Below are 12,850 nucleotides of genomic sequence, written 5' to 3' on the forward strand. Positions count from 1 at the left end.
AACGTTCATGGACACATCCCTGCCGTCGGGAGCGGGCCGGGTGCCCACGGCCGACGCGGGCGGCCGCACCATGCCGCTGCTCGGCTTCGGCACCCATCCGCTGCGCGGCGACCAGGCCACCGAGGCGGTGCTGACCGCCTTCTCGGTCGGCTACCGACTGGTCGACACCGCCACGCGCTACCGCAACGAGGCCGCCGTCGGAACGGCCCTCGCGACGACGAGCCTGCCCAGGTCCGAGCTGTTCGTGACCACCAAGATGCCGCCCGACCAGGTCGGCAGGGAACGGCTGACACTGGAGGAGAGCCTGGCCGCGCTGGGCTGCGACTACCTCGACCTGTGGCTGATCCACTGGCCGCCCGGCGGGTACCCGGGCGTCACCAGCTGGCGCGAGTTCATCCGCGCCCGCGACGAGGGCCTCGTACGGGCCATCGGCGTGAGCAATTACCCGGTCGAGCTCATCGACGCGCTGCACGAGGCGACGGGGGAGTACCCGGCCGTCAACCAGGTGCGGTGGGGGCCCGGGAACCACGACCCGGAATTCGCCGAGGCGATGCGCCGACGCGATGTGCTGCTCAGCGCGCACAGCCCGCTGCGCGGCACCGATCTGGACCACCCGGTGCTGGCCGATGTCGCGCGGCGGCACGGCCGTTCGGCACGTGATGTCGTCCTGGCGTGGAATCTGCACCACAAGGTGGCGGTGACCGTGAAGTCCGCGCATCGCGACCGGATGGAGCGGAACCTGTCGGCCGTCGATATCACGCTGACACCGGAGGATATCGGCGCGATCAACGGCCTTTCGGGCGTCGCCCCGGCATAACGCCGGGGAATCATCGGAAATCGCGATGCCGCTATGCGGCTTTCCGCTTCGACCGCTCCGGGCGGCCCGGCGGAACATACGCTCCGACAGCGGTTGTCGAATGCGGAGAGAGGCCATTGTGGTTTATCAGGTGCTGGTCACACGCGGTTATGCCGAGCCGGATGGAAGTACCGTTTTCGGTGATATCGAGCTCTCCCGGCTGACCGACGCCGGGCTTGCGTGGCGAGTGCTGGACGACGAGGTCGAGGAGCTCCGGGCCGACCAGCTCGAAGGGGCCGACGCGGTCCTCGTGCTGGGACCCGAGCGAGTCTCGGCCGCGTCGATACCGGCGTCGGGACGGCTGCGGCACGTGGCGCGGTTCGGCGCCGGCTTCGACGCCGTGGACATCGATGCCTGCGCCCGGCGCGGTGTGCTGGTGACCAACACCCCCGAGGCGGTGCGGCGGCCGGTGGCCGACTCCGTGATCGCGCTGCTGTACGCCCTGTCGCACAACCTGGTCATCAAGGACCGGCTGGTGCGCGAGGGGCGGTGGACGGAGCGACGGGAGTGGCGGGGCTCAGGACTGACCGGTGCGACGGTGGGCATCGTCGGGCTGGGCGGCATCGGCCTGGAGAGCGCGCGCAGGGCGCGTGCGCAAGGGCTGCGGGTGCTGGGGTACAACCGCAGCGACCGCGGCCGGGAGGCGGCCGAGTTCGGCATCGAACTCCGCTCCCTGGAAGGGGTGTTGGCGGAGAGTGACTACGTGGTGGTCACCGTCGCCGCGAACTCCGGTACGCGGCGTCTCATCGGTGAGCGCGAACTCTCGCTGATGCGGCCGACCGCCCGGCTGATCAACGTAGCGCGCGGCGCGGTGATCGACGAGGAGGCGCTGGCCGCGCGGCTGTCGGACGGACGGCTGGCCGGAGCGGGCCTGGACGTGTTCACCGAGGAGCCGCTGGAGGCGGACAGCCCGCTGATCGCGCTGGACAACGTCATCCTCGCCCCGCACTCCCTGTGCTGGACGGATCAGTACACCGCCGCCGTCTCGGTGAGCGTGATGGCGTCACTGATCGCGGTGAGCCGTGGTGAGCGGCCCGCCGAGACGGTGAACGGCCCTTTCCCGCAAGGCATTTGGGGCCACGGCAACGAACACGACGACGAGAGGGACAGGACATGACGGACGACGACCCTGGACGCCGCGGCACGGCGGTCATCACCGGGGCGGCCTCGGAGCGCGGCATCGGCCGCTCGCTGGCGGAGCGGCTGGCCGCGGCGGGCTGGGGCCTCGCCCTGCTCGACGTCGACGCGGAGGTCGAGAAGGTGGCCGCCGCGCTGGGCGCCGAACACGGCGTCGCGGCGGCCGGCGTGGTCGCGGACATCGCCGACCCCGCCTCCGTGGACGCCGCCGTCGCCACCTTCGAGGCGGAACTGCCGCCCATCACCGCCCTGGCCAACATCGCGGGCATCAGCTCACCGGTGTCCTTCCTCGACGTGGACCTGGCCACCTGGGAACGCGTCCTGCGGATCAACGCCACCGGCACCTTCGTCGTCAGCAAGCGCGTCGTGCCCGGCATGGCCGAGCGCGGCTACGGCCGGGTGGTGACCCTCGGGTCGACGGCGATGCAGAACGGCGGCGGTACGTACAGCAAGTCCACGTACGCCGCGTCCAAGGGCGCGATGGAGGCGTTCAGCCGCGCGCTCGCGCTGGAAGTGGCCTCGTACGGGGTGACGGTCAACGTGGTCGCACCGGCCACGATCGACACCGACATCATGGGCGGCCGCATCACCGACGACCGCAAGCCCGCGTTCCTGGCGCAGCTGCCGGTCGGGCGGCTCGGCACCACACGTGATGTCGCCGCGCTGATCGAATTCCTCATCGGTGAAGAGGCCGGGTACATCACCGGCGCGACGTACAACATCAACGGAGGTCTTCGCATTGGATAGGCCCCCCGGGGCCTCCGGGTCCCCCGCGCACACCGAGCGGCCCTCCCTGGCCGTGCCGTCCTGCCCGCTCCCCGTGCCCCACACGCCCGAGGACTGGCCGATCGCCGCGGCCATGCTGCAGTTCCCGCCGCACGCGGCGGACGGCACCCCGGTGTCGAAGCTGGATCCCGAGGAGTGGCGCCGCCTCCTCCAGCCCGTCGTCGACGAGGGGTTCACCCATCTGGAACTGTCCACCGCCTGGCTGCCCCTGGGCGACCTGGACCGGGCCCGGCTGACGGCGCTGGGCGACGTCCTGGACGACGCCGGACTCACGGTGCCCGGCGTGGGCGTGGTCCGGCAGAGCGTCATCCATCCCGAGCGGGGCGAGCGCAACCTCGCCTTCTCACACCGGACCATCGACGCGGCCGCCGCCCTCGGCGCGGACATCGTGTGCCTCGGACTCCACGACACCCTGACCCCGGAGCAGCGGCGCGCGCTGTGGTTCTGGACGGTGCCGGGGGACCGGGCACCGGCCGACCCCGCGGTGCGCGACCTCGCCGTACGCCGCTTCCGCGAACTCGGCGACCACGCCGCCGACGTCGGCGTGGAACTCTCCCTGGAGCTGTACGAGGACACGTACCTGGGCAGCGCCGACGAGGCGATCCGCTTCCTCGACGACATCGGCCACGAGACGGTGGGGCTCAATCCCGATATCGGCAACCTCATCCGGCAGCAGCGTCCGGCCGACACCTGGGAGCACCTGGTCTCGGTCACCGCGCCGCGCACCAACTACTGGCACATCAAGAACTACGCGCGCCTGGAGGACCCCGCCACCGGCACCGTCCTCACCCACCCCACCTCCCTCGAACTCGGCATCGTGAACTATCGCGCCGCCGTCCGCTACGCGATCGCCCACGGATTCGCCGGCGCGTTCGTGGTCGAGCACTACGGCGGCGACGGCCTGAGCGTGGGCGCCACCAACGCCGCCTACCTCCGCCGCGTCCTCCCCCGCACCGGCTGACCCCACGACAGGAGAACCGTGACACTTCCGCCTCCGCCCGCCACCGAATTCCCACCGGAACGCACCGCCATCGTCACCGGAGCCGCCTCGCCACGCGGGATCGGCCGGGCGACCGCCTCCTGGCTCGCGGCCGAGGGCTGGTCGGTCGCCGTGCTGGACCTGGACGACGAGGCCTGCCGGGACGTGGCCGCGCGTCTTCGGGCCGAGCACGGGGTGGCCTGCCTGGGCATCGGCGTGGACATCCGCGACCGGGACGCGGTCCAGACGGCCGTGGACCGGGTGCGGACCTCGCTGCCGCAGCTCGTCGGGCTGGTCAACAACGCCGGGGTGAGTTCGCCCGTGCCGTTCCTGGAGGTCCCGGAGGCCGAGTGGCGCCGGGTGATCGACGTCAATGTGCACGGCACCTTCCATATCACCCAGGCCGCGGCGAAGATCATGGCCGAGCGGCGGCTCGGCCGCATCGTGAACATCTCGTCCGCCTCCGCCGAGCGCGGCGGCGGCGTGTACGGGCGCGCCGCGTACTCCGCCTCGAAGGCGGCACTGCTCGGCTTCGCCCGCACCCTCGCCCGGGAGCTGGGACCGTACGGCATCACCGCCAACTCCGTGGCGCCCGGCTCCATCGACACCGACATCATGGGCGGCCCGCTGTCCGACGAGCGCAAGGCGGTACTGCTCCGGGAGCTGCCTGTGGGGCGGATCGGCACCGTGGACGACGTGGCCGCGGTCATCGCCTTCCTGCTGAGCGAGCGCGCCGGATATCTCACGGGCGTCACCTACGACGTCAACGGCGGGTCGCACATCGCATGACACACGAGGAGGAGACCACCGTGGACGACGTTCCGTTCACCGCCGACCTGACCGGCAAGACCGCCGTGGTCACCGGAGCCAGCTCCGGAATCGGGCACGCCATCGCCGACCTCTTTCTGAGCAACGGCGCGACCGTCGTGGGCATCCACCGCCGCGAGGTCACCGGACACGCGGGAAAGTACATACCGGTGGTGGCCGACCTCGGCGACCCCGCGCGGGTGTCCGCCGTCGCGGCCGAGGTGCTGCGGGACCACCGGGTCGACATCCTGGTCAACAACGCGGGGCTCAACATCCGCCACCCCGTGGAGGACTTCCCGGTCGAGGACTGGGACCGGGTGCAGCACCTCAACGTCCGGACCGTCATGGAGCTGACGCAGCGGTTCGGCCGTCCCATGCTCGAACGCGGGGCAGGGGTGATCATCAACCTCGCGTCGATGCTCTCCTTCACCGGCGGGTTCACGGCCTCCGCTTACGCCGCGTCCAAGGGCGCCGTCGGGCAGTTCACCAAGTCGGTGGCCAACGAATGGGCGCCGAAGGGCGTACGCGTCAACGCCATCGCACCCGGGTTCATCGCCACCGAGATGAACACCGCGCTCGTCGCCGACGAGACCCGCAACCGCCAGATCCTCGAACGCATCCCCGCCGGAAGGTGGGGCACCGCACAGGACATCGCCGGGGCCGCGCTCTTCCTCACCTCCGACGCCGCCCGGTTCATCCACGGGACCGTGCTGCCCGTCGACGGCGGCTACCTCGGGCGCTGAACCCGAACCGAACGAAAGGAGCCCGCCACCGTGAAAGCCGTCGTCGTCCATGGACCGGGAGACCTGCGGGTGGACGAACTGCCCGGCCCGCGCACGGCACCGGACCGGATCGCGGTCCGCATCGTGTACGGAGGCATCTGCGGATCGGACCTGCACTACGCCGCGGACGGCCGCAACGGGCCGTACACCGTCACCGAACCGCTGGTGCTCGGCCACGAGGTGGTCGGCGTCGTCGCAGAGGCCGGCCCCGACGTCTCCAACGCACCCGCCGTCGGCACCCGCGTCGCGATCCACCCCGCGACGCCCTGCGCGCCGCCCGGTGCCACCACCGCCACCGGTCTGCACCTGCGTCCCGGTGGTACGTACCTCGGCAGCGCCTCGACCCGCCCGCACACCCAGGGCGGCTTCGCCGAACTGCTGGAGGTGCTGCCCGGCCAACTGCGCCCGCTCCCCGCCGAACTGCCGTTGCGCCGAGCCGTACTGGCCGAACCGCTGGCCGTCGCCCTGCACGGGGTGGCGCATCTGGGCGAGCGCGTACGAGGTGCGCGCGTGCTGGTCAGCGGAGCGGGCCCGATCGGCGCCCTCGCGATCGCCGCACTCCGGCACGCGGGCGCCGGCGAGATCGTCGCCGCCGACCTCCATGACTTCCCGCTCCGGGTCGCCGCCGCCGTCGGCGCCGCCTTGACCGTGAAACCCTCTCGGGGCGACGGCGTTCCGGAATCCTCGTTCGACGTGGTGGTCGAGGCGGCGGGCGCCGTGTCCTCACTCGCCACCGTGCTGCACGCGGCGCGCCCCGGCGGCGCCGTGCTCCAACTCGGCATGCTGCCGCGCGAACCGGTCCCGGTCGCCATGTCGGCGGTCATCGCCAAGGAACTGGCGCTGTACGGCTCACAGCGCTTCGACATCGAACTCGACACCGCGATCGCCACACTCACGAGGGACCCTTCCCTCGACGCGGTGCTCAGCCACACCTTCCCCATCGGCGCCGCCACCGAGGCCTTCGCCCGCGCCGCGGACTCCTCGCGGTCGTCGAAGACGGTGCTGCGCATATCCGCGGACCCCGAGTCCTGAAACGAAAGGAAACCTTTCATGATCCATGTGCGCACCAGTTTCGACCGCCCGTCCGTGGACGTGGTGGCCGCGCTCGGCCGGTTCTCCGCCGCGACCATCCATGAGGCGCAGGGGCGCAAGGGCGCGCTGGCGCACCGGCTGAAGCCCGTCGACTCCGGTATGTCCTTCTGTGGTCCGGCCTTCACCGCCGAGGCCCAGGCGGGCGACAACATCATGGTCCAGGTCGCGATCTCGTATGCCCGGCCCGGTGACGTCGTGATCGTCGCGGCCTCGGAATTCGAGCAGGCCGGCTCCTTCGGCGACGTACTCGCCACCGCGTGCCGGAGCAAGGGGCTCGCCGCGTTCGTCACCGACTCCGGAGTGCGCGACAGCGCGGACCTGCGAGAGCTGGGATTCCCCGTCTTCTCCGGCTCGGTCTGCATCGAGGGGACGGTCAAGGAAACCCTCGGCACCGTGAACCGGCCGATCTCCATCGGCGGGCAGATCGTCCGGCCCGGCGACATCCTGCGCGGTGACGCGGACGGCATCGTGGTGGTCGACCCGGAGGAGGCCGAGGAGGTCGTCCGGCTCTGCCAGGAGCGAGAGGACCATGAGGCGGAGATCCGGGAGCAGCACCGCCGAGGCGACAGGTCCCTGATCGAGGTGCACGGACTCGCCGAGAAGCTGAAGGCCAAGGGTCTGGTCGTGGAGGAGTGAGGGGACCCACGGTCGCAATGGTCGGCCTCGGCCCGATGGGCGCGCCGGTCGCCGGGCACCTCGCACGCGCGGGCTTCCCGCTCCAGGTGTGGAACCGGACCCGTGAGAGGGCGGAGGCGTTCGGCGACCGGGCCGTCGCGCATCCCGGGGACCTCCGCGCGGAGATCGTGCTGTCCGCGCTGCCGGACGTCGATCAGTTCGACGAGATCGCCCCGGACCCCGTCATCCGCGAATGGGCGGGCCATGGCACCACACACGTGGTCGTGCTCAGCACCACGTCCCGGGAGAAGGCCGGCCGGCTCGCGGAACGGCTCGGTGGTTTCGGTATCGCCGTGGTCGACGCGCCGATGAGCGGTGGCGATGCCGGGGCTCGCGCGGGCACCCTGAGCCTGATGGCCGGCGCGACCCCGAAGGCATACCGCCACGTGGAGCCGGTGCTGCGGTCCTTCGCCGCGACCGTCGAACACATGGGCCCGCCCGGCACGGGAACGGTGGCGAAGCTGTGCAACCAGGTGATCGTGGCCGCGACCCTGCTGTCCGTGGCCGAAGCCCTCGATCTGGCCCGTAGAGCCGGGCTCCGCGGGGAACAGCTGGTCCGAGTGTTCCGGGGTGGCCTGGCCGCCAGTGCCGTACTGGAGGCCAAAGCCGCCAAGATCCTCCAGCGGGAGTACGGTCTCGGCGGCAGTGCGGCCAACCAGGTCAAGGACCTCCGGTACGCGGCCGAACTCGCCGATGAACTGGGCGCCCGCCTGCCGCAATCGCGCCGCACCGGAGAGGTGTTCGCGGAACTGCTCGGCCGCGGGCTCGGCGGCGAGGACCATTCGGCCGTCTACGAGGTTCTCTCGCCGGGAGGAGGCGGTGAGCCACCGCCCCGGTGAACGGGGCGCGGGCCGCCGCGACCGGGACCCCGGCCGGTGGCCCGCCCGCCCGTGCCCCTATTCCGCCGACGGGCCACGAGGGGTACGTTCACCTGCGTGCCTCGTGTCCCGTCGGCCGGTGCCGCCTCGGTCAGGACCACGCCACCGCGCGCAGCGGCGCCGGGCCGCCGGGACGACAACTCCGAGGAGGAGCGCGATGGACACCCGAAGGCTCGGTTACTTCGTCAGAGTGGTCGACGTCGGCAACATCACCAGGGCCGCGGACTCGCTGCACATCACGCAATCGGCGCTCAGCCAGCACATCTCCGCACTGGAGCACGACGTCAAGACGCGTTTGCTGACACGCACCGGCCGCGGTGTGGTGGCCACGGCGTCCGGGCGCTCCCTCTACCGCTACGCACAGGGCATTCTCCGTCTGGAGAAGGCCGCCCGCATCGACCTGCGTGCGGGCGGTGACACTCCGGCGGGCCTGGTGACCGTCGGCCTCGCCTCGTACAGCATGGCGCCGGGCCTGGCCGTACCACTGCTGCGGGTGGTGCGGGAACGGTATCCGAACATCCAGCTGCAGCTGATCCAGAACCTGACGGTGGTGATGAGCCAGGCCGTGCTGCTCGGACAGGTGGACATGGCGCTCATCTACGATCCCGGGTATGTGAAGGGGGTCGTGTTCGAGCACGTCCTCGAAGAGGACTTCTGTCTGATCTCCAGCGCGAGGCTCCCGCCCGTCACCCACCGTGGCGACTCCATCACGCTCAAGGAGGCAAGCCGGCTGGGCTTCATCCTGCCGAGCGAGGTGCACACCGTGCGGCGGATCACCGACGCCGCTTTCCACGCCGCGGGACTGCACTGTTCGGTCGTCGCCGAGATCGAGCCGGGCATGGTGCTACGGGACGCGGTGGTGAGCGGGCTCGGGGTGACGGTCCTGCCGCTCACGGCGACCCGAGCCCACTTCGCCCCCGATGAGGTACGTGCCTACCGTTTCGCCGATTCCCAGCTCCACACCGCGATGTCCCTGTGCACCCCCGAGGTGCAGCCCCTCTCGGAGGCCGCCGCGTTGGTGGCGGACCTGCTGCGCACGCTCATCCGGGACCAGCCCGGCCCCGCCGGACGGCGCGAGCCGAGCGTCGCGGCGAACGCCGCTCATCCATGAGCGCGTCCCGGCCGGGCGATCAGGGAGCGGTCAGGACGGTCTTACCGGGCAGCCGCCCGGCGGCGGCGTCCTCGTGCACCGCGCGTGACTCGGCCACCGGGCGGCGGGCGGCGACGTGGATCCGGAGCCGGCCGTCGTCGACCCTGGCGACCAGCTCGGTCAGCTGGGCGGCGTCGCCGCGGACGAACAGGCTCGCGGTACGCACCGACCGCGCGGGTTCCTCGGGAATCGGGCCGGCCGCGCTCGCGGCCACCCCGCCGTCGGCGACGTAGCGCGACAGCCGCGCGGCCTCATCCGGTGTGACGCGCACCAGGTTCAGCAGGACATCGAACGGACCACCCACGACGTCCGGGCCCTCGGCGCGATCGAGGTGGCCGACGACCCGGTCCGCGCCGTAGCTCCGCAGGCGCTCGGCGTGCCGCTGACCGGCCGCCGCGGTCACATGCGCTCCCGCGTCGACGGCGAGCTGCACCGCGAGGCCACCCACCGCACCCCCTGCCCCGTTGACCAGGACGGTCTGCCCAGGCTTCAGCTCGGCGAGCTCGAACAACGTCTGCCAGGCCGCCAGGCCGGTCAGGGGCAGCGCCGCGGCGTCGACCAGCTCGATCGTCCGGGGCGCCGCGACCAGGGCCTCGGCCGGGGCGAGCACGTACTCGGCGGCCGCACCGGTGGCGTCGAGGGGCAGCATCGCCACGACCCGGTCACCGACCTCCAGGTCCGCCACCTCCGCGCCGAGTTCGGCGACGGTGCCCGCCAGATCGATCCCGGGCACATGCGGGAGGGCGACCGGGATCATCTCGGTCAGCACACCGGCGCGGATGTGGTCGTCGACCGGGTTGAACGATGTGGCGGCCACCCGCACCAGCACCTGCCCGGTGCCGGGGACCGGACGCTCGATGTCCTCGTAGCGCAGGACCTCGCTGCCGCCGAAGCCGTGGTAACGCACTGCCTTCATGGCACTTTCCTCCAGTGTGTATGCCCATTTTCACTTTCCTGGGCAACTCAGAAAGTAACCCTCAAGACTTGCCCAGGCAAGTCATTCGAGTTGCCCAGGCAAGTACGATGGGTCTCATGGACACTCCTTCACCCTGGCTCGACGACGATCAGCAGGACGTGTGGCAGGCTCTGCTCACCGTCGTCATCGCACTCCCGGCGGCCCTCGACCGTCAGCTGCAACGAGATGCGGGCATCTCCAACTTCGAGTACGGCGTTCTGGCCCGGCTGTCCATGACCGACGAGGCCACGATGCGACTCAGCGACCTGGCCCGGGAATGCGACAGCACCCAGCCTCGCCTGTCGAAGGTGATGGACCGCTTCGAGGCCCGCGACTGGGTCGTCCGCCGACCCGATCCCACCGACGGCCGATACACCCTCGCCACCCTGACCGACGCCGGTCGGCGGAAGCTCGTCGAGAGCGCACCGGAACACGTCGCGCAGGTGAAGCGGCTCGTGTTCGACCCCCTCAGCGCCGCTCAACGCCGCCACCTCGGCGCCGCGCTCACCCGCGTCGCCGCCACCGTGCGCCGGGAACTCGAAGGAGGGTGAGTGTCGATGGTTCGGCTCAGTCGATCGGTGCGCTCGGAAACTCGCGATTGTTCCCGGGCCGGGCCGGCGTGAAGCTCATGTCGTCCCCGCAGTGCCACAGAGGAGAGGGCCGATGACCATCGCCGCAATCGCAGGAACCTCCGTCGTCGACGAGATCGCGGAGCGAGATCCGGACCTGGTCTCCGCCGGTGGCAGCCGGACGTGGTCGGTGTGCGGCCGGAACTTCGTGGTGGCGATCACCGAGCTCGAAGCGGAGGACCGCCTCACCGAACACGACCTGCCCGACGAGTATGTGCTGCTCGTCCAGGACGACGCGGTGGTGGGCGTGGAGCACGGCGGTCGGGCATGTGTGTCCGTGTCCGAGCCCGCCCTCGTCGTCGTACCGGCCGGTACGAGCACTGTCCATGCGGCGTCGTCGACGACGGTGGCGCGGGTGTTCACCGCCCGCTGCGACGAGCAGATGGGACGGGCCGTCAACCATGCCGCCGCACCCGACCCGCGGGCCGCACCGCTACCGGAGCCCACCGAGGCCGCCGGTGACGGGATCCGGATACATCGCCTGCGTGACATACCCGAGGAGGAGGGACGCCTCGGCCGGATCTTCCGGACGGCGTCGCTGATGGTGAACTGGTTTCCGGTGTACGAGGGGCCCCGCGACACCGAACGGCTCTCGCCGCATTCCCACGAGGACTTCGAGCAGATGTCGGTGACCCTCGTCGGGAGCTACGCCCATCACCTCCGGGTTCCGTGGACCGGCCGGATGAGTGAGTGGCGCGACGATGAGCACATCCGGGTCGGCAGTCCCTCGATGACACTGATCCCGCCGACCGTCGTGCACACCACCCGGGCCGTGGGCGCGGGCCCGCATACGCTCATCGACGTCTTCGCCCCGCCGCGCGAGGACTTCCTCGTGAAGGGCTGGGTGCTCAACGCCGCCGAATACCAGGGAACCCAGCCGTGACGGGCGCTGCGTTCCCCCGGCTCGGAGCCTGGGTCAAACTCCCGGCACCGGAGAGCGTCGAACTGCTCGCACTCGCCGGGTTCGACTTCGTCGTGATCGACGCCGAGCACGGCGCGATCGACAGCCGCACGGCGTCGACCATGATCGGGCTGGCCCTTGGCTGCGGGCTCGCGCCCTTCGTCCGGGTCGCCGGCACCGCACCACGCGACGTCCAGGTCCCGCTCGACGCGGGTGCGGCCGGGTTGTTCGTCCCACAGGTCGATGACGCCTCCCGGGCGCGGGACGCCGTGCGAGCGACACGGTTCCCGCCGCTCGGACGACGCGGGGCCAGCACCTCCGGACGAGCCGGCCGGTGGGGGCTCGAGGCCCTCGGCGACTATCTGCGCTCCGGCAATGACGAGGTTCGCCTCGTTGTCCAGGCCGAGAGCGCCGGAGCTCTCTCGGCGATCGTCGAGATCGGTGAAGTCACCGGCGTCGACGCGGTCTTCATCGGCCCGACCGATCTCGCGGTCTCCAGCCGGTTCCGCGAGGATGACGGCAGACTGGCGGACCTCGTCGCGGCGGCCGAGCGGCGCTGTGCCGACCACCACATCACCCTGGGCACCACCGCGGCGGGCAACGCGCCGGAACTGCTGGACCGCCGTGGGTACGACTTCCTCGTCCTGGGAGCCGACACCACGATGCTGCGCCAGGGCGCACACGCGTTGGTGAGCGGTGTACGCACCGCCGCGAAGGCGGTCTGCCGATGACCGCCGACGACACCGGGGCCGTCGGCGGTCCGGCCCTCGCCCTCGTGTACACCGAACTGTCGATGCTGGTGACGGCGCTGTGGTTCGAGATCGACCACGGCGATGGCTCGGCGGCCTCCGGCTTCTTCACCACCGACGCCGAGCTGACGTTCTCGCGCCGGACCTTCCGCGGGACCGACGAGATCAACGGCGTGTACGGCGACCGCGCCGCACGGGGCCCGCGGGTCTCGCGTCACCTGATGTCCAACTTCCACGTCCTGCGTCACGAGACCGGCCTCGTCGAGGCCGTGTCCGCCCTGGTGCTCTACGCGCAGGACGGCGAGCCTCCCGTCCCGACGGCCGTTCCGGTGCTGGTCGCCGACGTGTTCGACCGCTTCGTCCGGGCCGGCGGGCCGGACGGTGAGGCTCGCCGGTGGCTCATCGCCTCCCGGCGGATCGAGAACCGCTTCCTGTTGCCGGGTGACGTCCTCGCTGTTCCCACCGAGTAAGGAG

General features: G+C 71.3%; 15 protein-coding genes. 14 read left to right on the forward strand and 1 reads right to left on the reverse strand.

Annotated elements, in window-relative coordinates:
* Window positions 1-7 precede the first annotated feature (7 nt).
* From J2Z30_RS20870 to J2Z30_RS20915, 10 genes are all read left to right on the forward strand, one after another.
* Window positions 8-817, forward strand: coding sequence for an aldo/keto reductase (locus J2Z30_RS20870; RefSeq protein ID WP_044566960.1), 810 nt, complete (start codon window positions 8-10; stop codon window positions 815-817).
* A 130-nt stretch (window positions 818-947) separates the two neighbouring features.
* The gene (locus J2Z30_RS20875; protein ID WP_209468769.1) at window positions 948-1,973 is read left to right on the forward strand and encodes an NAD(P)-dependent oxidoreductase; all 1,026 of its coding nucleotides are present in this window, start codon (window positions 948-950) and stop codon (window positions 1,971-1,973) included.
* The gene (locus J2Z30_RS20880) at window positions 1,970-2,740 is read left to right on the forward strand and encodes an SDR family NAD(P)-dependent oxidoreductase (protein WP_044566957.1); all 771 of its coding nucleotides are present in this window, start codon (window positions 1,970-1,972) and stop codon (window positions 2,738-2,740) included. The genes J2Z30_RS20875 and J2Z30_RS20880 overlap by 4 nt, the downstream gene beginning before the upstream one ends.
* On the forward strand, window positions 2,733-3,740 hold the full coding sequence (locus tag J2Z30_RS20885) for a sugar phosphate isomerase/epimerase family protein (RefSeq protein ID WP_107073227.1): 1,008 nt from the start codon (window positions 2,733-2,735) through the stop codon (window positions 3,738-3,740). Before J2Z30_RS20880 ends, J2Z30_RS20885 begins: the two co-directional genes overlap by 8 nt.
* 18 nt (window positions 3,741-3,758) lie before the next feature.
* The gene (locus J2Z30_RS20890; RefSeq protein WP_044566955.1) at window positions 3,759-4,547 is read left to right on the forward strand and encodes an SDR family NAD(P)-dependent oxidoreductase; all 789 of its coding nucleotides are present in this window, start codon (window positions 3,759-3,761) and stop codon (window positions 4,545-4,547) included.
* Window positions 4,544-5,308, forward strand: coding sequence for an SDR family NAD(P)-dependent oxidoreductase (locus J2Z30_RS20895; protein ID WP_044566954.1), 765 nt, complete (start codon window positions 4,544-4,546; stop codon window positions 5,306-5,308). Before J2Z30_RS20890 ends, J2Z30_RS20895 begins: the two co-directional genes overlap by 4 nt.
* A gap of 30 nt (window positions 5,309-5,338) precedes the next feature.
* Window positions 5,339-6,379 carry an L-idonate 5-dehydrogenase gene (locus J2Z30_RS20900; protein WP_044566952.1) on the forward strand — a complete coding sequence of 347 codons (1,041 nt, stop codon included), beginning with the start codon at window positions 5,339-5,341 and terminating at the stop codon, window positions 6,377-6,379.
* Window positions 6,380-6,397: 18 nt separating this feature from the next.
* Entirely contained in the window at window positions 6,398-7,075 is a 678-nt protein-coding gene (locus J2Z30_RS20905; RefSeq protein WP_044566949.1) for a 4-carboxy-4-hydroxy-2-oxoadipate aldolase/oxaloacetate decarboxylase, read from the forward strand.
* The gene (locus J2Z30_RS20910) at window positions 7,072-7,953 is read left to right on the forward strand and encodes an NAD(P)-dependent oxidoreductase (RefSeq protein WP_063790836.1); all 882 of its coding nucleotides are present in this window, start codon (window positions 7,072-7,074) and stop codon (window positions 7,951-7,953) included. Before J2Z30_RS20905 ends, J2Z30_RS20910 begins: the two co-directional genes overlap by 4 nt.
* 196 nt (window positions 7,954-8,149) lie before the next feature.
* Window positions 8,150-9,103, forward strand: coding sequence for a LysR substrate-binding domain-containing protein (locus J2Z30_RS20915; protein ID WP_044566945.1), 954 nt, complete (start codon window positions 8,150-8,152; stop codon window positions 9,101-9,103).
* 19 nt (window positions 9,104-9,122) lie between these two features.
* Here J2Z30_RS20915 and J2Z30_RS20920 read toward each other — a convergent pair whose 3' ends face one another.
* The gene (locus J2Z30_RS20920; protein ID WP_044566943.1) at window positions 9,123-10,058 is read right to left on the reverse strand and encodes an NADP-dependent oxidoreductase; all 936 of its coding nucleotides are present in this window, start codon (window positions 10,056-10,058) and stop codon (window positions 9,123-9,125) included.
* A 116-nt stretch (window positions 10,059-10,174) separates the two neighbouring features.
* On the opposite strand from J2Z30_RS20920, the gene J2Z30_RS20925 reads away from it, so the two are divergent.
* From J2Z30_RS20925 to J2Z30_RS20940, 4 genes are all read left to right on the forward strand, one after another.
* Window positions 10,175-10,648: a MarR family winged helix-turn-helix transcriptional regulator gene (locus tag J2Z30_RS20925; RefSeq protein ID WP_044566941.1), complete on the forward strand. Its 474-nt coding sequence runs from the start codon at window positions 10,175-10,177 to the stop codon at window positions 10,646-10,648.
* Window positions 10,649-10,760: 112 nt separating this feature from the next.
* On the forward strand, window positions 10,761-11,609 hold the full coding sequence (locus J2Z30_RS20930) for a cupin domain-containing protein (protein WP_044566939.1): 849 nt from the start codon (window positions 10,761-10,763) through the stop codon (window positions 11,607-11,609).
* The gene (locus tag J2Z30_RS20935) at window positions 11,606-12,358 is read left to right on the forward strand and encodes an HpcH/HpaI aldolase family protein (protein WP_052701127.1); all 753 of its coding nucleotides are present in this window, start codon (window positions 11,606-11,608) and stop codon (window positions 12,356-12,358) included. Before J2Z30_RS20930 ends, J2Z30_RS20935 begins: the two co-directional genes overlap by 4 nt.
* Window positions 12,355-12,846: a nuclear transport factor 2 family protein gene (locus tag J2Z30_RS20940; RefSeq protein WP_052701126.1), complete on the forward strand. Its 492-nt coding sequence runs from the start codon at window positions 12,355-12,357 to the stop codon at window positions 12,844-12,846. The genes J2Z30_RS20935 and J2Z30_RS20940 overlap by 4 nt, the downstream gene beginning before the upstream one ends.
* The last annotated feature ends 4 nt before the right edge of the window (window positions 12,847-12,850 follow it).

Source organism: Streptomyces iranensis (assembly GCF_017874715.1).
GTDB lineage: Bacteria > Actinomycetota > Actinomycetes > Streptomycetales > Streptomycetaceae > Streptomyces > Streptomyces iranensis.